Origin of the sequence: Azospirillum formosense, assembly GCF_040500525.1 — a bacterium.
In the GTDB taxonomy this organism is placed as follows: Bacteria; Pseudomonadota; Alphaproteobacteria; order Azospirillales; family Azospirillaceae; genus Azospirillum; species Azospirillum formosense_A.
In genome coordinates this window covers 2,254,283-2,273,470 of sequence record NZ_CP159402.1, presented here as the reverse complement: position 1 = coordinate 2,273,470, position 19,188 = coordinate 2,254,283, and the positions used below count along the sequence as shown (strand labels likewise).

Sequence of the window (19,188 nt, the reverse complement as noted above, 5' to 3'; positions counted from 1 at the left end):
GTCTGTTCGAGGGTTCGGAACATGGGCCGGGCCGCGCCGCCTTGTCAACGTTGCCTTGTTCTTAATGGGTTCCCGTGGGGGAGGGAGGGGCCTTGCGGCCGCCGCTCAGCCCGCGATCTCCTCCAGCCAGGCCGGGAGGTCGTCGACGGTGTGGTCGATGTGGCTGCCGGTGCCGACACCGCCCTCGTCGGGGCGGGACCAGTCGGCCTCGCTGCGCACCCACACCGTCGTCATGCCCAGGGCATGGGCGGGGACGAGGTTGCGGGCGATGTCCTCCACCATGCAGGCGCGGGCGGGGTCGATGTCGTAATGGTCCACCAGGATGGCGTAGGGCCGCGGGTCGGGCTTGGGCACGTAGCCCGCCTCGACGATGCCGAAGGTCGCCTCGAAGCAGCCGTCGATGCCCAGCTGCCGCGTCACGTTCTCGGCGTGGCGGACGGAGCCGTTGGTGTAGATGATCTTGCGCCCCGGCAGCCGGTCCAGCGCGCCCGCCAGGCTGGGGCAGGGGGCCACCGGGCTGACGTCGATGTCGTGGACGTAATCCAGGAAGGGCACCGGATCGACGTCGTGCTCCACCATCAGGCCGCGCAGCGTCGTGCCGTGCTCCCGGAAGAAGCGCTTCTGCATGACGCGCGCCTCCTCGTAGGTGATGCCGAAATGCCGGGCGATGAAATCGCCGATGCGCCGGTCCACCTGGGCGAACAGGTTGCAGGAGGCGGGATAGAGGGTGTTGTCGAGGTCGAAGATCCAGACCCCGGTGTCGCGGAGGGAAGCCATCATGGGCTGAAGAATGGGGCTTCGCCGGCCCGCCCGCAAGCCGCTTCGCCGCATGGCCCGTTTCCGATCCGGGATGAGCGCCCGCTCAATGGGAGGTTGCGTATGGCAGCCACCCGGACCGCCTGAAGAAAGATTCAGGAAGGAAGCGCATTTTTCCGGTATACTCCGCCCCGCGCAGTCTCAGGTTCGCACCGTGTCCGCAGACCCAACATCCGACGTTCCGCCGGTCAACTCGTCCGGCACCCTTCCCGCCTCCATTCTCCTGGCCGCATTTCCCGGTCCGGCGATCTGGTTGGATTCCGCCCATGCGGTCGCCGCCGCCAACGCCGCCGCGGACGAGCTGCTGGCCGTCGGCGGGCGCTGGCTCGCCGACATCCAGGGCTGGCTGGCGACCTGCTGCGTGGCGCCCGGCCTTCGCTCCCTTCCGGTGGAGCTGCCGCGCGGCGTGATGATCGTCGAATGGGCGGCCACGCCGCTGCCCGACGGCGGAATCCTGCTGCTGGGACGCGACGCCACGCTGGAACGGCAGCTCCGCCAGACGCTGATCGAGTCGCGCCGCCGCTACAAGGATCTGGTCGAGGTTTCGAGCGATTTCGCCTGGGAAACGGGCAACGACGGGCGATTCGTCTTCGTCACCCCAAAGGGCGCGCTGGGTTACAGCGCCGATGCGTTGATTGGTCGCAACCCCCGGGAACTGGCGGTGGCCGAGTGGGGCGACCTGCCGTTGCCGTTCGACAGCCGCCGTCCCGTCGATCAGGCGGAGCTGTGGCTGAAGCGGGTGGACGATCTGCCCGCCTGTTTCGTGGTGTCGGCGGTGCCGCTGTTCGGGCCTCAGGGCGAATGGCTGGGCGCGCGCGGCGTCTGCCGCGAAACGACGGAGCAGGTTCTGCGCTCCGCCGAGCTGGCGCGGGTGCGCAACCGCGAGAAGATGCTCGCCCACATCGTCCACACGCTGCGCGACCAGCTGGACGCCCAGAAGGCGCTTCACGTCGCCGCGGTGGAAACCGCCCGCGCGCTGGGCGCCGACGGCTGCCGAATCTACCGCGCCGCGGATAGCGGGGCCCTGCGCCCCGCCGCCGATTTCGCCGCGGAGATTCCGGAGGAACTGCTGTCCGACCTGTCGCGGCCGGTGCTGGAGGCGATCGCCGCCGGCGAGGACGCGCAGGAGCTGACCCTGGGGGCGAACCGGCTGCTGGCCGCCCGGACCGAGCACCGGCAGGCCGTCAACGGCGCCGTGGTGGTCTGGCGCGGCGACGATTCCGATCCCTGGGACGAGGAGGACCGGATGCTGCTGTCCGGGGTGGCCGACCACATCGGCATCGCCCACGCGCATCTGGCCTACCAGGAGCGCCTGCGCCGTCTGTCGGAGCGCGACGGGCTGACCGGCCTGTTCAACCGCCGAACCTTCTTCGAGCGGCTCGAGGAGGTGCTCGGCCGCGCGGACACCGGGCCGTCCGCGCTTCTTTACGTGGACCTCGACAATTTCAAGGCGGTGAACGACCTGCACGGCCACCAGCAGGGCGACGCCGTGCTGAAGGCCATCGGCGGGCTGCTGACCACCGGCGTCCGGCCGGGCGACCTGCCGGGACGGCTGGGCGGCGACGAGTTCGTCCTGTGGCTGGGCCGCACCGACGAGGCGCAGGCGGTGGCGGTGGCCGAGCGGCTGCTGGCCGGCATGGTCGCGCTGCGCCACCTGTCCGCCGCGCCGGACAAGCCGCTGGGCCTGTCCATCGGCATCGCCGTCCACCGGGTGGGACGCGAGACCCTGCAGGAGCTGACCGACCGCGCCGACTCGGCGATGTACGACGCCAAGAAGCGCGGCAAGGGCCATTACGCCGTCGCCCCGCTCCCCATGGACGGCGCCGTGGCGGAGGCGTCCCGATGACCGCCTGCGACGATCCCCAGCTTCTCGATCCCACCGATTACGAGGCGGCCAAGCAGATGGCGCGCAGCGCCGACCCGGCGGTCCGCCGCCGCGTCGCCGCGTCGCCGCAGACCCGGCCGGAGCTGCTCTACTTCCTGGCCGCCGACACCGCGGCGGAGGTCCGCCAGGCCATCGCCACCAACGCCGGCACGCCGCGGCAGGCCGACCTGATGCTGGCCAAGGACCGGGAGGTCGCGGTGCGCGGCGCGCTGGCCCAGAAGGTCGCCCGGCTGCTGCCCGACCTCTCCGCCGATCAGGCGTCGCAGATCGAGCGGCTGACGCTGGAATGCCTGGAGGCGCTGGCCCGCGACCAGGCGACGGAGGTGCGCGGCATCCTGTCGGAGGCGCTGAAGGAGCTGCCCGGCGCGCCGCACGGAGTCATCAACACGCTGGCCCGCGACGTGGAACTGTCGGTCTGCGCCCCGGTCCTGCAATTCTCGCCGATCCTGACCGACGAGGATCTGGCCGACATCATCATGCGCGGGCCGGTGGCCGGCGCCCTGTCGGCGATCGCCGGACGCAAGCAGATCTCGGCCTCCGTCGCCGACGCCATCGCGCGCTCCGACGACGAGGCGGCGATGACCGCGCTGCTCGCCAACCCTTCGGCCCAGATCCGTGAGGAGACGCTGGACCGCATCCTCGACCAGGCGCCGCAGCACGAGCCCTGGCACGCCCCGCTGGTGCGCCGTCCCCGCCTGCCGGCCCGCGCCGTGGCGCGTCTGGCGAGCTTCGTCGCCGACAACCTGCTGAAGGTCCAGCGCGAGCGCACCGACCTCGACCCCGCTGCCGCCCACGCCCTGGCCGAGGGCGTGCGGGTGCGCGTCAACCGCGGGGCCGGGGGCAACGGCGGCGGTGGACCCGGTGGCCCCCGCGGTCTCGTCGATTTCGGGGAGGAGGAGCTTGGCCATCTGCCGGGCGACAAGGACAAGGCGGCCGAACGCCCGTCCGACAAGGCGGCAAGGCTGAACAAGGAAGGCAAGCTGACGGAGAAGCTGCTGGAGGGCGCGCTGGCGGAGGGCGACCGGGCCTTCGTCCTGGCCGGGCTGGGCGAGCTGGCGCAGCTTCCCATGCCGATCATCGACCGCATCATCGGCACGCACGCCCCGCGCGCCGTCACCTCCCTGGTCTGGCGCTGCGGCCTGTCGATGCGCTTCGCCCGGCAGGTGCAATTGCGCATCGCCCAGATTCCGCCAAAAACCGCGCTTATGGCAAGGGAAGGCGTCCTTTACCCGATGTCCGACGACGAGATGCGCTGGCAGCTCGCCTTCTTCGGAGTCGAGGAGAAAGCCTGACGCCGCGCCACCACACGGACCCGTTCATGCGCGCCCTGGCCCTGCTGCTGTTGTTCCTCGGTCTTTCCCTTCCCGTCTTCTCCCTTCCCGCTGCCGCCGCCCCGCCGCCCGCCTCTCCGGAGGAGCGGGAGGTCGCGGCGGTCTTCGAGAGCGCCCGCTCCGCCCTGGCGCAGAAGCGCGGCGCGGCGGTCGTCCCGCTGCTGTCCCGCGCCTCGGTCGACAAGCTGGAGCAGGTGCGCGGCGTCGCCCGCAGCGGCAACGACGCCGGCCTCGCCAAGCTGGAGCCGGCGGAGAAGTTCGCCGCCATGGGCCTGCGCCGCTACGTCAGCCCGGCGGATCTGCGCCGCATGTCGCTCGGCGAGCTGGCCGACCACGGCATGAAGAACGGCTGGCTCGGCCCCAACGTCATCGGCAGCAGCGGGCTCGGCCCGGTGCGGGTGCGCGGCGACCGCGCCTCGGCCATCCTGATGGTCGACAACCGCCCGGCCCTGGTGCCCGCCGACTTCGTGCGCGAAGGCGGGGCGTGGAAGATCGACCTGACCGGCGTCTTCAGCTTCGGCAGCCAGATGCTGAAGGGCTTCGCCGCCATGTCGGGCAAGAGCGACGAGGCCTACATCGAGGACATGCTGCAGAAGCTGCCGGCCAAGCCGGCGCTGATGCACCGCTGACCGGCCGGATGAGCGCGGCTGTGCTAGCGCGGGCGGGCGGTGGATGACGCGTTCCGCGTTACACCTCCTGCGACGGGGTGGGCCGTTGCGCGGAATCCAGGGATTGCGTTAGAGTCGCGCCACACGCACGACGCGTTGGTGCCCTTCATGACCGCTCCGGATGGCTATCCCTTCGCCGCGCTGACCGAAGCGGACGCCGGGTTCTTCCCGTCGGCCAGGAGCGTCGGCGTTCCGCCCGCCATCCCCTACCGGGTTCCCTGCGCCCCCGCCTTCGCGACTGCCGTCGCGCGTCTGGCCGCCCGGCGCGGCACCGACCTGTCCGCGCTCGCCGCCGCCGCGCTGCTGCTGGCGCCCGAGCGGATGCCCGACCCGGGGGCGCCGGATGATGATGCGGAGCGGGCGGTGCTGGACTTGCGGTTGCCGCCCGGCCACGGCGACGCGGCGATCCGCCGGGCGCTGGCGGCGGCGCTGGCGCTGGCCGAACCCGGCTGCCGGCTGATGCCCGCCGAGGAGGCCGGGCGGCTGGAAGGGGCGGTGGAAACCCTGACCTACCGCAACAAGGCGCTGGCCCACGCGCTGGAGCGGGTGTCCTTCCGCCCGCTGGACGGCAAGCTGACGCAGGTGCGCGACGCCGCGCAGATGTTCGGCTTCGTCAACGAATGGTGCTTCGACGAGGACCGGGTGGTGAAGCGCTTCCGCGAGCTGGCCCCGGTCTACCACCCCGACACCGGCGTGGTCGCCTGCCGCGACCGCATGGCCCAGCTGATCGACGCGCGCAACCTGCTGATCAACCACGTCCGCACCGCCTACCGCTCCGGCCCCTGGACGCGGCGGCGGCCTTAAAGCGAATTTTTATTCGCTTTAGGCTCATATGGCCTCATGCGCCGGCTCTCAGCGGATGCCGATGGCATCCGCCTGCCGCCAGCGGGAACGATGTTCCCGCGAGAGGCGGGCTTCGGCCGCATGGGCGGCCGGGACCACCGTCGCGGTCCGAAGCGGAAGGCATTCCGCTTCAAAGCCGGGGCGAAATCAGGTCCCGGTCATCTCCTCGATGCCGATGGCGTCGGTCAGGCTGGTGCCGTCCAGCACCGTGCCGTCGAGGTCCGCGCCGGTCAGGTCGGTGCCGGTCAGGTCGGCCTCGCTCAGGTTGGCGCCGCGCAGGTCCGCCCCGGCGAGGTTGGCGCCGGACAGGTTCACCTTGCGCAGGTCGGCGTCCTTCAGGACGGCCATGCCCATGCGGGCGCGCTGCAGGTTGGCCCGCCAGACATGGCTGCTCGACCCCTGGATGTGCACGGGGCCAAGCTGGGCCTCGGTCAGGTTGGCGCCGGTCAGGGTCGCCCGCTCGAAGTTGACGCCGCGCAGGTCGGCCTTGGTGAAGTTCACCTTGCGCAGGTCCGACAGCGACAGGTCGGCGATGGCCAGCGAGGTGCCCGTCATCGAGGCGCCGCGCAGCGTGATGCATTGCAGGATGCCGGCCGATAGGTTGATGCCGTCGAGGTCACGCCCCGACAGGTCGAGGGACGAGAGGTCGGCGCGCTTGCCGTCCTTGCCGCCGCTGTCGATCCAGGAGAGGTGCAGGGTCAGGATGTCGCGCAGGTCGTCGTCCGGATTCTCCAGAACCTTCGCCATCACCGCGGCGGACAGGTTGGGCGAGCGGAGCTGGGCCGCGTCCAGGATGGCGCCGATCAGGTTGGCGTTGGTGAAGTTGGCGCGCCCGATGGCGCAGTTGGTCATCACCGCGCCGGACAGCCGGGCGCCGGACAGGTTGGCCTCCGACAGGTCGGCGTCGGTCAGGTCGCAGCCCGTCAGGTTGGAGTTCGTCAGGTTCGCGCGCATGAACTTGGTGCCGCGCAGGATCGCGTCGGTCAGGTCGGTCTGCATGACGAAGGCGTTCGCCACCTTGGCCCGCGACAGGTCGGCGCCGCGGATGACCGCCGCCGTCAGCTCCGACGTCAGCACCGAATCCTCGAAATTGTGCGCCATCATCTCGCCCGACGGCGTGTAGTGCAGCAGCGTGCCGTCGCGCAGGTCCACCTCCACCAGCATGGCTTCCGAGAGGACGGCGCCGCGCAGGCAGGCCCCGCGCAGGTCGGCGCGGCGCAGGTCGGCCTTCTCCAGGTTGGCCAGCCGCAGGTCGGCGGCGTAGAGGTTGGCGTTGGTCAGGTTGGCCCGGGTCAGCCGCGCGCTGAACAGCTTCGCCCCGGACAGGTCGGCGTCGGACAGGTCGATGCCGGACAGGTCCAGATGCGACAGGTCGCGCATCTTCAGGTTCGCGCGCACACCGCCCGGCTGGCTTTTCCGGAAAGCCTGATGGCGGAGCAGGATTGTGTTCAGCTGACTCTGCGTCAGCTTGGTGCGCGGCGTGTTCGTTCCGAAGCCTTGCGCGGGGGGCATCAGGGAAATCCCGGGTTGGAGTCGCGGCACACTCTAAAGGGGAGCCGCGAAGAAAAAGTTAACAATCGGTAACGCTTTATTCAAGTACGCCTCGAATGCGTTCCATCGCCGGCGCTGTCCCCGGGCCGCAAAGCCCCTGGTTGTGTATGGAAACAGTGACCTTTTGCGCGCCGTTGCGCAAGAGGCTCCGCTCGGTCGGGCCGTTGCAGCATGGTTGACTCCGCCCCCCGCGATGCGTATAGTCCGCCGACCTGCATCCGTCGAGCCATCGACCGGGTACCATCGGCCTTCGTGCCGGGGACCTCCGCCAGTCCGCGAGTTTCGCGCACTGGCTCGTTTGTGCTTGAGCCGATCGCGTTCGAGCGGATGGAGACCGAAACTGAGGACCGCTGACCCATGTTCGATGGCCTGACCGGACGCCTGGGCGACATCTTCGACAAGCTGCGCCGCCGCGGCGCGCTGAGCGAGGAGGACGTCAACGCCGCGCTGCGCGAGGTGCGCGTGGCGCTGCTCGAGGCCGACGTCGCCCTGCCGGTGGTCAAGCAGTTCGTCAACCAGGTCAAGGAACGCGCGATCGGCCAGGAGGTCCTGCGCTCGATCACCCCCGGCCAGCAGGTCATCAAGATCGTCCACGACAACCTCGTGGAGATGCTGGGGCAGGGCGAGGAGATCAACCTCAACGCCGCCGCCCCCGTGCCGATCCTGATGGTCGGCCTGCAGGGCTCGGGCAAGACCACGAGCACCGCCAAGATCGCGCTGCGCCTGAAGAACCGGGACCGCAAGAAGGTCCTGATGGCCTCGCTGGACGTGCGCCGCCCGGCGGCCCAGGAGCAGCTGAAGGTCCTGGGCGAGCAGACCGGCGTCGCCACGCTGCCGATCGTCCCCGGCCAGGACCCCGTCGCCATCGCCCGCCGCGCCATCGAGACCGGCCGCCGCGAAGGCTACGACGTGGTCATGCTCGACACCGCCGGCCGCCTGTCCATCGACGAGGAGCTGATGGCCGAGGTCGCGGCCGTGCGCGACGCGACCAAGCCGGCGGAAACGCTGCTGGTCGCCGACGCCATGACCGGCCAGGACGCGGTGACGGTCGCCACCAACTTCAACGACAAGGTCGGCATCACCGGCATCCTGCTGACCCGCGTGGACGGCGACGCCCGCGGCGGTGCCGCCCTGTCGATGCGCCAGATCACCGGCAAGCCGATCAAGCTGCTGGGCATGGGTGAGAAGATCGACGCCCTGGAGGCCTTCCACCCCGACCGCATCGCCGGCCGCATCCTCGGCATGGGCGACGTCGTGTCGCTGGTCGAGAAGGCCGCCGAGACCATCGACAAGGAAGAGGCCGAGAAGCTCGCCCGCAAGATGGAGAAGGGCCAGGGCTTCGACCTCGACGACATGGCCTCCCAGCTCAAGCAGCTGCGCAAGATGGGCGGCATGTCCGGCCTGATGGGCATGCTGCCGGGCATCGGCAAGATCAAGAACCAGCTCAAGGACGCGAACATCGACGACGGGGTGATCAAGCGCCAGGAGGCGATCATCTCCTCGATGACGAAGAAGGAGCGCAAGCACCCCGAGCTCATCAAGGCGTCGCGCCGCAAGCGCATCGCCGCCGGCTCCGGCACCAGCGTGCAGGAGGTGAACAAGCTGCTCAAGCAGTACGACACCATGCGCGGCATGATGAAGCAGGTGCAGAAGCTGGGGCAGAAGGGGCTGATGCGCCACGGGCTGCAGAGCCTCCTGCCGAAGAATTTCCGGGGACCGAACTGATCCCCGGCGACCGCAACGCGCGATGAGCGCGATCACCTTCAACCGCACACCAAGCGACTACACCAAGGAAGCGACTGTCCCATGTCCCTGAAGATCCGTCTCGCCCGTGGCGGCGCCAAGAAGCGCCCGTTCTACTCGATCGTCGTTGCCGACGCCCGCAGCCCGCGCGACGGCCGCTTCATCGAGAAGATCGGCACCTACAACCCGATGCTGCCGCGTGAGCACGAGCAGCGCATCGTCCTGGACGCCGAGCGCGCCAAGCATTGGCTGTCGGTCGGCGGCCAGCCGACGGACCGCGTCGCCCTGTTCCTGGCGAACGCCGGCCTGATCGCCAAGCCGGAAATCCGCGAGACCCCGAAGAAGTCCGCCCCGAAGGCCAAGGCGCAGGAGCGTCTGAAGGCCGAGGCCGCCGCCAAGGCCGCCGCCGAGGGCTGATAAGGATCGGCGTGTTTGCCCCCACCCTCCCGCGCTTTCGCGCGGGTCCCTCCCTCCCCCGCTTCGCAGGAGAGGGTTGAGATTCCCTCCCCTGCGAAGCGGGGGAGGGGTAGGGAGGGGGCAGAGACGCCCCGCAACGCACACGCTCAAGCCATGTCCACAAAAGTCTGCGTCGGCCAATTCGCCGGGGCGCACGGCGTCCGCGGCCTCGTGAAGGTGAAAAGCTTCACCGAGGACGCGCCGGCCGTGGCGTCCTACGGCCCCCTCTCGGACGAGCGGGGCGCCCGGCGCTTTGCGCTGACGCTCCAGGGCACCATGAAGGACCTGTTCCTGGTCCGCGTCGATGGCATCGCCACGCGCGAACAGGCGCAGGCGCTGACCGGTGTCCGGCTGTATGTGGACCGTTCCGCCCTGCCCGAGACGGAGGACGAGGACGAGTTCTATCACGCCGACCTGATCGGGCTGCGTGCGGAACTCGCTGACGGCACCGTCTGGGGCACGGTGAAGGCGCTGTACGACTTCGGAGCCGGTGACGTGCTGGAGATCCGCACCGAATCGGGGCCGCTGGAGATGCTGCCCTTCACCCGCGCCTGCGTCCCGGTGGTCGATGTGAAGGGAGGCCGCGTCGTGGTCGATCTTCCCGCCGTCATCGAGGCGCGCGAAGGCGGGGCGGAAGAGGACGGGGTGGACGCGCCGGAAGGCGCGGATGACGCTGAAGACGCTCAAGACGACGGTCAAGACAAGGGAACCCGCCCGTGAATCACGGCGCTTCCGGTTCTCTTGCCTGGACGGCCAAGGTTCTGACGCTGTTCCCGGAGATGTTTCCGGGCCCGCTGGGGCTCAGCCTCGCGGGAAAGGCGCTGGAAAATGGAGTCTGGGCGTTGGAATCAGTGGACATTCGCTCGTTCGCGCGCGATAAACACCGCTCCGTCGACGACACCCCCTTCGGCGGAGGGGCCGGCATGGTCATGCGGCCCGACGTGCTGGACGCGGCTCTGACCGCGACGGCGGGTCCTCCGGGCACTCCTGGACGCGGACGGGCGATCTACCTGTCGCCTCGCGGACGGGTGCTCGACCAGGAGCTGGTCAAGGAGCTGGCGGCCACCCCGGTGGTCACCCTGCTCTGCGGCCGGTACGAGGGGGTGGATGAGCGGGTGCTGGACGCGCACGGCCTTGAGGAGGTCAGCCTCGGGGATTTCGTGCTGTCCGGCGGCGAGACCGCCGCCCTGTGCCTGATCGACGCCGTGGTGCGCCTGCTCCCCGGTGTCATGGGCAATGTGGAGACGGCGGGCGAGGAAAGTTTCGAACGGGGGTTGCTCGAATACCCCCACTACACCCGGCCCGCGGTCTGGACCGACGGGCAGGGTGTGGAACGGTCGGTCCCGGACATCCTGTTGTCCGGCCACCACGAGAAGGTTCGCGCCTGGCGGCTCGCCGAGGCGGAGCGGATCACCCAGGCCCGGCGACCGGACCTGTGGGACCGCTACGAGGCGGGGCGCAAGGCCGAGGGTCAGATTGGGAAACGGGGTCGCCGGCGCGGCCCGAAACCAGAGTGACGGTCCGCCGCGAGGCGCACCGATGGAAAGGGGTAGTGTCATGAACCTGTTGCAGCAGCTCGAGCAGGAGCAGATCGAGAAGGCCCTCGGCGGCAAGACCATTCCTGAGTTCTCGCCGGGCGACACCGTCCGCGTGAACGTGAAGGTGGTCGAGGGCACGCGCGAGCGCGTCCAGGCTTACGAGGGCGTCGTGATCGCCCGCCGGAACGCCGGCGTGAACTCGTCCTTCACCGTCCGCAAGATCAGCTACGGCGAGGGTGTGGAGCGCGTGTTCCCGCTCTACTCCCCGCGCCTGGAGTCGATCGAGCTGGTCCGCAAGGGCGCCGTCCGCCGCGCCAAGCTGTACTATCTGCGCGACCGTCGCGGCAAGTCGGCCCGTATCGCCGAGCGCACGACCGGCCGCGGCATGAACAACACGAAGGCCGCCGCGGAGTAATCCGGCGCCCTTTCGTTCGGTACGCCTACACCAGCACCCGCCCGGAGCGATCCGGGCGGGTGTTTGGCGTTGGGGTTAGTGATGGCAAGGACGTGGTTGCGTCGGTGCCCCCCTCCCGACCTCCCCCCGCTTTCGCGGGGGGAGGAGATTTAAGCCCTCCCCTGCGAGAGCGGGGGGAGGGTTGGGTGGGGGCTCAACGAAACCACGCCCCGATCACCTCTCCTACCGCGCCCGCATCGTCGTCAAAATCCCCGCGCCGATCAGCGCCACCGCGACCGTCACGCCGACGGTCAGCGGCTCGCCCATGAAGACCGCGCTCAGCAGCAGGGCGGTGACCGGGACGAGGCAGATGATCTGCCCGGCCTGGGCCGCCGGCATGGCGGTCAGCGACTTCGCCCACCACCAGAAGCACAGACCGGTCGCGATCACCCAGTTGAAGGCGAGGACGGTGCCCAGCGCGGGTGTCCAATGGATCGGCCGGGCATGCTCCGCCGCCAGGGTCAGCGGCGCGGTCGCCACGGCGCTGACGGCGATCTGCCAGAAGGTCTGGGTCCAGAAAGGCGTGCGCCAGCCGCCGCGGCGGCGACGGTAGAGGGTGGCGCCGAGCGCCCAGCTCAGCGCGCAGGCCAGCAGCAGCCCGTTGCCCAGGAGCACCGCCGGGTCGCCCCAGTCCATCAGCGACGGGTTGAAGAAGACGAGGACGCCGGCAAAGGTCAGCAGCGCGCCGATCACCCGCCCGCGCGTGAAGCGTTCCCCGGCCAGCAGCACGCCCAGCGGCAGCGCCCACATCTGCATGGTGTAGGCGAGCACCGCGGCCCGCCCCGGCGGCACCACCCGCAGCGCGATGGAGCTGAGGTCCAGCATCCCGGCGATCTGCAGCAGCCCGACCAGGGCCAGCGGCCAACGCTCTCCCGGCGGTGGCAGAAGGGGGAAGCGCAGCACCCGCGACAGCAGGGCCAGCACCGCGGCCGCTCCGGCGAAGCGCAGAAGGCAGAAGGTCAGCGGCCCGATGTCGGACAGCGCCAGCTTCATCAGGGGCCAGTTGGCCCCCCAGAACAGCACGATTCCCGCAAGCTGCGCGTAGACCACGGCCCCCGGACCACCCACGGGTCCGTGTCCGGCCGCGGCGCGTGGCATGGCCTGATCCGCCATGAGTCCTCCCACCCCGAATTCGGCCGCATCCTACGGCGCGGGCGGGGGCGGGAGGTCTGCGTTCCCGGTGCGGCAGCCCCGCAGGGGGACGGCGTTAGGGCGTGCCGCCGGTCGAGAAGCCGGTGAAGACCTGGATGCCGAACCAGCCGCCGATGGCGAACAGCACCAGAAGGACCATGGTGGTGGCGATGGCGATGTTGGTCTGGCGGATGCGGCGGCAGTTCGGGCAGCCGGGCAGGTCGGCGGGATAAGGCCGTTCGCAGCGTTCACAGCGGACAGTGGGGTCCGTCACGGGATGACCCTTCATCGAATGGGGGCGGTGCCGGACGCTACCATAAGGAGCGCCCCGCCCGCCAGACGATGGGCGGGGCGGGGAAGCGGCGATTTTTCGCTGCGGGATGCGGGATGTTTCCCACAGGCTCGGCCTTGTCCTGGTTGAAAGAGACGGCTATTGTGCGGCCCTCTTACCGCACGCTTCGTTCGTCCGGTCTGTGGTTTGCGAGAGAGAATTGCCGCGAGAGAGAGTTGCTATGTCCAAGCCGCGCACCCTGTTCGACAAGATTTGGGACAGCCACGTCGTCCACCGTCAGGACGACGGCACCTGCATCCTCTACATCGACCGCCATCTGGTCCATGAGGTGACCAGCCCGCAGGCGTTCGAGGGGCTGCGGCTTGCCGGCCGTCCGGTGCGCCGTCCGGAAGCGACCCTCGCCGTGCCCGACCACAACGTCCCGACCACCGACCGCTCCAAGGGCATCACCGAGGAGGAGAGCCGCATCCAGGTCGAGACGCTGGACAAGAACGCGCGCGACTTCGGCGTCCGCTACTTCCCGATGGACGACGTCCGCCAGGGCATCGTGCACATCGTCGGTCCGGAGCAGGGCTTCACGCTGCCCGGCGCCACCATCGTCTGCGGCGACAGCCACACGGCGACTCATGGTGCCTTTGGCGCCTTGGCCTTCGGCATCGGCACGTCGGAGGTGGAGCATGTGCTGGCCACCCAGACCCTGCTGCAGAAGCCGGCCAAGAACATGCTGGTCCGCGTCGACGGCGAACTGCCGGCCGGCGTGACCGCCAAGGACATCGTGCTGGCGATCATCGGCAAGATCGGCACCGCCGGCGGCACCGGCCACGTCATCGAGTTCGCCGGCGACGCCATCCGGGGCCTGTCGATGGAAGGCCGCATGACCGTCTGCAACATGGCCATCGAGGGCGGCGCCCGCGCCGGCCTGATCGCCCCGGACGAGAAGACCTTCGAGTATGTGAAGGGCCGCGCCCTGGCCCCGAAGGCCGGCGCCTGGGAGCAGGCGGTGGAGTACTGGAAGACGCTGCCGTCGGACGAGGGTGCCGTCTACGACACCACCGTCGTTCTGAACGCCGCCGACATCGTCCCGCAGGTCACCTGGGGCACCAGCCCGGAGGACGTGCTGCCGATCACCGCGACCGTGCCGAACCCGGCCGACGTGGCCGACGCCGGCAAGCGCGCCGCCGTCGAGCGCTCGCTGGCCTACATGGGCCTGGAGCCCGGCCAGAAGCTGACCGACGTGAAGGTGGACACCGTCTTCATCGGCTCCTGCACCAACGGCCGCATCGAGGATCTGCGCGCCGCCGCGGTGATCGCCCAGGGCCGCAAGGTCGCCGAGGGCGTGCGCGCCCTGGTCGTCCCCGGCTCGGGCCTCGTCAAGGAGCAGGCGGAGGAAGAGGGTCTGGACAAGATCTTCACCGAGGCCGGCTTCGAGTGGCGTGAGCCGGGCTGTTCCATGTGCCTCGCCATGAACGCCGACCGCCTGTCGCCGGGCGAGCGCAGCGCCTCGACCTCCAACCGCAACTTCGAGGGCCGCCAGGGCCGCGGCGGGCGCACCCATCTGCTGAGCCCGGCCATGGCCGCCGCGGCGGCGGTGACCGGGCACCTGACCGACGTGCGCAGCCTGTAAGCTCTCACGGTTTGCTGTGACGCCCGGAGCGGGGATGGCCTTCCAGCCGTCCCCGCTTCGTCGTGTTTAGGGGCATCCTCCGCTGTCGCGCGCCGAACGCCTCATCGACCTGATCCAGTGCCTCCGCCGCCACCGCCGGCCGGTCAGCGGGCATGTCCTCGCCGACGAACTCGGCGTCAGCCTGCGCACGATCTACCGCGACATCGCCACCCTCCAGGCCCAGGGCGCCCGCATCGACGGCGAGCCGGGGGTCGGCTTCCTTCTCCAGCCCGGTTTCCTGCTGCCGCCGCTGATGTTCGCCGAGGAGGAGATCGAGGCGCTCGCCCTCGGCATCCGCTGGGTGGCCGACCGGGCGGATGGCGCGTTGGGGGCGGCGGCGCAGAACGCGCTCGCCAAGATCGCGGCGGTGCTGCCGCCGGACCTCCGCGACCGCATGGACGCCTCGGCGCTGCTCGTCGGGCCTGGGGAGCCGATCGTCGGGGACGGCGTCGACCTCGCCGTCGTCCGGCGGGCCATCCGCGGCGAGCGCAAGCTGTCCATCGCCTACCGCGACCGCGACGGGGCCGCCAGCGAGCGCATCGTCTGGCCCTTCGCGCTTGGCTTCTTCGACCGGCTGCGCGTCATGGTCGCATGGTGCGAGCTGCGCGGGGCGATCCGCCATTTCCGCGCCGACCGAATCGTCTCGGTGACGGCGCTGGAGGCCCGCTACCCGCGGCGGCGGCAGGCGCTGCTCAAGGAATGGCGCGAGGCCGAGGGCATCCCAGCGCGGTGAACGTGCCAGCGCGCGACTGCTGACAGAAACTGACAGTATCCTCGCCTAGCCTGGGCTTCGCCGGACGGGATCGGCCCTGCCGGGGACCAGCGAGGACACCAGCCCATGTTCAGCGCCAACATCATCCTCCTCTATGTGGACAGCCCGACCGCCAGCGCCGCCTTTTACGCCGGCCTGACGGGCAAGCCGCCGGTCGAGGCGTCGCCGACCTTCGCCATGTTCGCCCTGGACTCCGGCGTCATGCTGGGGCTGTGGTCGCGCGACACGGTGGAGCCGGCGGCTTCCTCGGGACCGCTCGGCGGCAGCGGCGAGATCGGCTTCCGCGTGGCGGACGCCGACGCGGTTCAGGGCCTTCACGCCGACTGGGTGCGGCGCGGCCTGACCATCGCCCAGCCGCCGACCGCCATGGATTTCGGCCACACCTTCGTCGCGCTGGACCCGGACGGTCACCGCCTGCGCGTCTTCGCGCCCGTGGAAGCGTGAGGCCCGTCATGGATCGGGCCACCGCCAGCCGCAGCTGGATCGCCGTCGCCTCCGCCGAGCATGTCCGGCGGGGGCGGGCGGAGGGCTTCATGCAGGTCTGCCACGGCAAGGCGGCGCCGCTGCGCCGCATCCGCCCAGGGGACCGCGTCGCCTACTACTCGCCGACCGAGCGGTTCCAGGGAAAGGACCGCCTGCAGTCCTTCACCGCCGTGGGGATCGTGCGGGACGGCACGCCTTACCCGTTCGACATGGGCGGGGGCTTCGTTCCCTTCCGCCGCGACGTGCGGTGGCTGGAGGGTCGGGAGACACCGATCCTGCCCCTGCTCGACCGGCTGGACTTCTCCGCCGGGGTGCGGAACTGGGGCTATCCGTTCCGTTTCGGGCTGTTCACGGTGACCGACCGCGACCTGGACACCATCGCCGCGGCCATGGGGGCCGTCCTGTGCTGACCGGCGTCCGGCCTGGGGGGCTCAGTCCCCCCGCCCGCGGCTGCGGCCCATCAGCCCGTCCGGGCGGTAGATCAGGAAGAGGGTGAGCAGGCCGAAGGCCACGATGTCCTTGTAGGCGATGGCGAAATAGGCCGACCAGAAAGTCTCGACGAGGCCGAGCAGGGCACCGCCCAGCATGGCACCGGGGACCGACCCGATGCCGCCCACCACCGCGGCGGCCAGCGCCTTGAAGCCGATCAGATAGCCCGTGTAGAAATTCACCCCGCCGTAATAGAGCGCGATCACCGCCCCCGCCGCAGCGGCGAGCGCGCCGCCCACCGCGAAGGTGGTGGCGACGGTGCGGTCGACATCCACCCCGACCAGCTCCGCCGCCCCGACGTCGTCGGCGCAGGCGCGGTGGGCGCGGCCGTAAGCGGTGCGCTGCATGACCGCCCACAGCAGGGCGTAGAGCCCGCCGGTCATCAGCAGGATCACCGCCTGCGAGGTCAGGGCGGTGACGGTGAAGGCGCCGTCGCTGAGCAGCTCGTGCCGGTCGGCCAGGAAGGGGGAGGGCCACCAGTCGCGGGCGCCGTGCAGGAGCCGCATCCCCTCCTGATAGGCCATGGACAGGCCGACGGCGGCGATCAGCGGCGTGTGGTTGTGGGCGTGGCGCAGGCGGCGGAACACCAGCCGGTGCATGGTCCAGCCCTGGACGGCGGTGAAGGCCATCACCGTGGCGAAGACGCCCAGCACCGCCAGCGGCAGGCTGCCCAGCCCGGCCATGCCCAGCGCCGCCGCGCCCATGGCGGTCAGCATGGCGCCGATCATGGTCAGCTCGCCCATCGCGAGGTTGATCTGCCCCAGGATGCCGTAGACCAGCGTGTAGCCCAGCGCCAGCAGCCCGTAGACGCAGGCCACCGTGGCCGCGTTGATGACCTGCTGCAGGAAGAACAGCAGCGGCGCCCAGTCCGTTCGCGGACCCCGTTCCGCCCCGCTCGTCTCCGGCGGCAGGCCGAGGCGGGCGGCGGGCAGGCCGGCCCAGATGCGCAGCATGGTGAATTGCATGGGCCGCAGCCGCCCCGTGCGGTCGGTCGCCACCGCCACCAGCTCGTGCCGGCGGGAATCGAAGAAGCGTCCGCCGAAGCGGCAGGCGATCCAGTGGGTCCCGGTTTCTGCGCCGCCGTCGTCCGTGCGGTAGGTCAAGCGCAAGGCCGGCTCGTCGCCGCCCAGCGCTTCCGTGCCCAGGATGGTGACGGGTCCGGAGTCGAAGGCGGGGATCAGCTTGCCGCACAGCGCGGCCTGATCGCCGTCCACGCCGCAGCCGGTCAACAACAGCGCGGCGACCAGCAGGAGAAAGGGAGGGAGCAGGCGCGTCGGACGGCGGTGCACGGCGGAGGAACCCCGGCCGGTTGTTCGTTCGCCGGAGAATCTATCGGTTCCCGATGTGAAACGCCAGACGCCGCCTTATGGAAGTCAGTAGCGGGCGCCGACGAAGTACAGACCGTCCGGCGGGGCGGTCGGCCCGGCGGCGGAGCGGTTGCGCGCCTCCAGCGCGCGGCGCAGATCGTCGGCGCTCCATTTGCCGGCCCCGACCAGTTCCAGCGTGCCCACCATGTTGCGCACCTGATGGTGCAGGAAGGAGCGGGCGGCGGCGTGCACCCGGACCTCGTCGCCGACCCGCTCGACGGCCAGCCGCTCCAGCGTCTTGACCGGGGAGTTGGCTTGGCAGAGCGCGGCGCGGAAGCTGGTGAAATCATGCTGGCCGACCAGGACCTGCGCGGCGGCGTGCATCGCCTCGGCGTCCAGCGGCCGCATGACGTGCCAGGCGCGGCCCGTCTCCAGGGCCAGCGGGGCGCGGCGGTTGACGATGCGGAAGACGTAGCTGCGCCCCAGGCAGGTCATGCGCGCGTGGAAGTCTTCCGGCACCGCCTCGGCCAGCAGGACGGCGACGGGGGCGGGCCTCAGGTGGAAGTTCAGCGCGTCGCGCAGCTTCAGCCCGGTGAAGGGCTTCTCCAGGTCGAAATGGCAGACCTGCCCCAGGGCGTGCACCCCGGCGTCCGTCCGTCCGGAGGTGTGGACGCGCACGGTCTCGCCGGACAGGCGCTCGATGGCCTCCTCCAGCGTCTGCTGGACGGAGGGGCCGTTGTCCTGCCGCTGCCAGCCGACGAAGGGCCGGCCGTCATATTCGAGGGTCAGTTTCCAGCGCTGCATGCGGCGTCGCCGAGACGGGTGCCGACGGGCAGATTGAAGCCGCGCAGCAGGGCGGCGCCGTCCACCGGGGCCTTGCCGGGCCGCTGCACCAGGGTGAGGCGCACGGCGCCGTCGGAACAGGCGACGGTCAGGCGGTCGTCCAGCAGCGTGCCGGGCGCCGCCTTGCGGGCGTCGTTTGTCGGGGCGGGGGCCGGTTCGGCCTTCAGCACCTTGATGCGCTCCACCCCGCCGGTCGGCGTCGGGGCGTCGAACCAGCAGCCGGGCCACGGGGTGAGGGCGCGGACCTGCCGCTCCACGAAAGCGGCGTCGCGCGTCCAGTCGAGCCGGCCATCCTCGCGCGTCAGCTTGGCGGCGTAGGTCACGCCCGCCTCGGGCTGCGGCTCGGCGGTCAGGCGGCCGGCGGCGAGACCGTGGAGCGCCTCGACGATCAGCCGCGCGCCCATGTCGGCGAGCGCGTCGTGCAGGGTGCTGGCGGTGGTCCCGGCGGTGATCGGCACCGCGTCCTTCAGCAGCATGGCGCCGGTGTCCAGCCCGATGTCCATCTGCATGATGGTGATGCCGGTCTCGGCGTCGCCGGCCAGGATCGCGCGCTGGATCGGGGCGGCGCCGCGCCAGCGCGGCAACAGGGAGCCGTGCACGTTCAGGCAGCCCAGGCGCGGCGCGTCGAGGATCGGCTGCGGCAGGATCAGCCCGTAGGCGGCGACCACCGCGGCGTCGGCCTTGAGGTCGGCGAACTCCGCCTGGGCCTCGGCGTTGCGCAGCGACTTGGGCGTGCGCACGGGGATGCCGCGCTCCTCGGCGAAGCGGTGGACCGGGGATTTCTGGACCTGCTGCCCGCGCCCCGCGGGGCGGGGCGGCTGGCTGTAGACGCAGACCACCTCGTGCCCGGCATCGGCCAGGGCGCGCAGGCTGGGCACGGCGAAATCCGGCGTGCCCATGAAAACGAGGCGGAGCGGCGTCAT

The 19,188-nt window shown here is 70.7% G+C and carries 20 protein-coding genes and 1 pseudogene; 14 read left to right on the top strand and 7 right to left on the bottom strand.

Annotated features, from left to right (window positions below; translation table 11 throughout):
- Window positions 1-105: 105 nt before the first annotated feature.
- Complete coding sequence (locus ABVN73_RS10880; protein WP_353857999.1) at window positions 106-780, bottom strand: pyrimidine 5'-nucleotidase; 675 nt, start codon at window positions 778-780, stop codon at window positions 106-108.
- A gap of 190 nt (window positions 781-970) precedes the next feature.
- Here ABVN73_RS10880 and ABVN73_RS10875 point away from each other — a divergent pair, with 190 nt between their 5' ends.
- From ABVN73_RS10875 to ABVN73_RS10860, 4 genes are all read left to right on the top strand, one after another.
- Window positions 971-2,662, top strand: coding sequence for a diguanylate cyclase (locus ABVN73_RS10875; protein WP_353857998.1), 1,692 nt, complete (start codon window positions 971-973; stop codon window positions 2,660-2,662).
- The gene (locus tag ABVN73_RS10870; protein WP_353857997.1) at window positions 2,659-3,993 is read left to right on the top strand and encodes a DUF2336 domain-containing protein; all 1,335 of its coding nucleotides are present in this window, start codon (window positions 2,659-2,661) and stop codon (window positions 3,991-3,993) included. Before ABVN73_RS10875 ends, ABVN73_RS10870 begins: the two co-directional genes overlap by 4 nt.
- Before the next feature lie 26 nt (window positions 3,994-4,019).
- Window positions 4,020-4,661: a hypothetical protein gene (locus ABVN73_RS10865; protein ID WP_137139302.1), complete on the top strand. Its 642-nt coding sequence runs from the start codon at window positions 4,020-4,022 to the stop codon at window positions 4,659-4,661.
- A gap of 147 nt (window positions 4,662-4,808) precedes the next feature.
- On the top strand, window positions 4,809-5,504 hold the full coding sequence (locus ABVN73_RS10860) for a hypothetical protein (protein ID WP_353857996.1): 696 nt from the start codon (window positions 4,809-4,811) through the stop codon (window positions 5,502-5,504).
- A gap of 186 nt (window positions 5,505-5,690) precedes the next feature.
- Here the strand turns inward: ABVN73_RS10860 and ABVN73_RS10855 are convergent, their stop codons facing one another.
- Entirely contained in the window at window positions 5,691-7,055 is a 1,365-nt protein-coding gene (locus ABVN73_RS10855) for a pentapeptide repeat-containing protein (RefSeq protein ID WP_353857995.1), read from the bottom strand.
- A 396-nt stretch (window positions 7,056-7,451) separates the two neighbouring features.
- Here ABVN73_RS10855 and ffh point away from each other — a divergent pair, with 396 nt between their 5' ends.
- The 5 genes from ffh to rplS all read left to right on the top strand — a co-directional run bounded on the left by ffh (window position 7,452) and on the right by rplS (window position 11,246).
- The gene (ffh, locus tag ABVN73_RS10850) at window positions 7,452-8,819 is read left to right on the top strand and encodes a signal recognition particle protein (RefSeq protein ID WP_038526052.1); all 1,368 of its coding nucleotides are present in this window, start codon (window positions 7,452-7,454) and stop codon (window positions 8,817-8,819) included.
- A gap of 81 nt (window positions 8,820-8,900) precedes the next feature.
- Entirely contained in the window at window positions 8,901-9,254 is a 354-nt protein-coding gene (gene rpsP, locus ABVN73_RS10845; RefSeq protein ID WP_014239325.1) for a 30S ribosomal protein S16, read from the top strand.
- Window positions 9,255-9,407: 153 nt separating this feature from the next.
- On the top strand, window positions 9,408-10,013 hold the full coding sequence (gene rimM, locus ABVN73_RS10840; RefSeq protein WP_353857994.1) for a ribosome maturation factor RimM: 606 nt from the start codon (window positions 9,408-9,410) through the stop codon (window positions 10,011-10,013).
- Window positions 10,010-10,810, top strand: a complete 801-nt coding sequence (trmD, locus tag ABVN73_RS10835) for a tRNA (guanosine(37)-N1)-methyltransferase TrmD (protein ID WP_353857993.1) — start codon at window positions 10,010-10,012, stop codon at window positions 10,808-10,810. The genes rimM and trmD overlap by 4 nt, the downstream gene beginning before the upstream one ends.
- A 40-nt stretch (window positions 10,811-10,850) precedes the next feature.
- A complete protein-coding gene (gene rplS / locus ABVN73_RS10830; protein ID WP_094301769.1) occupies window positions 10,851-11,246 on the top strand; it encodes a 50S ribosomal protein L19 in 396 nt (131 codons plus the stop codon).
- 222 nt (window positions 11,247-11,468) lie between these two features.
- Here the strand turns inward: rplS and ABVN73_RS10825 are convergent, their stop codons facing one another.
- Both ABVN73_RS10825 and ABVN73_RS10820 read right to left on the bottom strand, forming a co-directional pair.
- A complete protein-coding gene (locus ABVN73_RS10825; protein WP_353857992.1) occupies window positions 11,469-12,383 on the bottom strand; it encodes a DMT family transporter in 915 nt (304 codons plus the stop codon).
- A 109-nt stretch (window positions 12,384-12,492) separates the two neighbouring features.
- Entirely contained in the window at window positions 12,493-12,690 is a 198-nt protein-coding gene (locus ABVN73_RS10820) for a hypothetical protein (protein WP_109070759.1), read from the bottom strand.
- A 238-nt stretch (window positions 12,691-12,928) separates the two neighbouring features.
- Here ABVN73_RS10820 and leuC point away from each other — a divergent pair, with 238 nt between their 5' ends.
- From leuC to ABVN73_RS10795, 5 genes and pseudogenes are all read left to right on the top strand, one after another.
- Complete coding sequence (gene leuC, locus ABVN73_RS10815) at window positions 12,929-14,332, top strand: 3-isopropylmalate dehydratase large subunit (protein ID WP_094301772.1); 1,404 nt, start codon at window positions 12,929-12,931, stop codon at window positions 14,330-14,332.
- Window positions 14,333-14,414: 82 nt separating this feature from the next.
- Window positions 14,415-14,579 (top strand): annotated as a pseudogene (locus ABVN73_RS10810) (HTH domain-containing protein); the annotation flags it as partial.
- A 45-nt stretch (window positions 14,580-14,624) separates the two neighbouring features.
- Window positions 14,625-15,104, top strand: coding sequence for a WYL domain-containing protein (locus tag ABVN73_RS10805; protein ID WP_353857991.1), 480 nt, complete (start codon window positions 14,625-14,627; stop codon window positions 15,102-15,104).
- 105 nt (window positions 15,105-15,209) lie between these two features.
- Window positions 15,210-15,587, top strand: coding sequence for a VOC family protein (locus ABVN73_RS10800; protein WP_353857990.1), 378 nt, complete (start codon window positions 15,210-15,212; stop codon window positions 15,585-15,587).
- Between the two features lie 8 nt (window positions 15,588-15,595).
- A complete protein-coding gene (locus ABVN73_RS10795; RefSeq protein ID WP_353857989.1) occupies window positions 15,596-16,036 on the top strand; it encodes an EVE domain-containing protein in 441 nt (146 codons plus the stop codon).
- Between the two features lie 21 nt (window positions 16,037-16,057).
- Here the strand turns inward: ABVN73_RS10795 and ABVN73_RS10790 are convergent, their stop codons facing one another.
- From ABVN73_RS10790 to fmt, 3 genes are all read right to left on the bottom strand, one after another.
- Entirely contained in the window at window positions 16,058-17,404 is a 1,347-nt protein-coding gene (locus ABVN73_RS10790; RefSeq protein ID WP_353857988.1) for a branched-chain amino acid ABC transporter permease, read from the bottom strand.
- Between the two features lie 84 nt (window positions 17,405-17,488).
- Window positions 17,489-18,226 (bottom strand): tRNA pseudouridine(38-40) synthase TruA, encoded by a 738-nt coding sequence (truA, locus tag ABVN73_RS10785; protein WP_038526072.1) that lies wholly within the window; start codon window positions 18,224-18,226, stop codon window positions 17,489-17,491.
- Window positions 18,208-19,188 carry a methionyl-tRNA formyltransferase gene (gene fmt, locus ABVN73_RS10780; RefSeq protein WP_353857987.1) on the bottom strand — a complete coding sequence of 327 codons (981 nt, stop codon included), beginning with the start codon at window positions 19,186-19,188 and terminating at the stop codon, window positions 18,208-18,210. Before fmt ends, truA begins: the two co-directional genes overlap by 19 nt.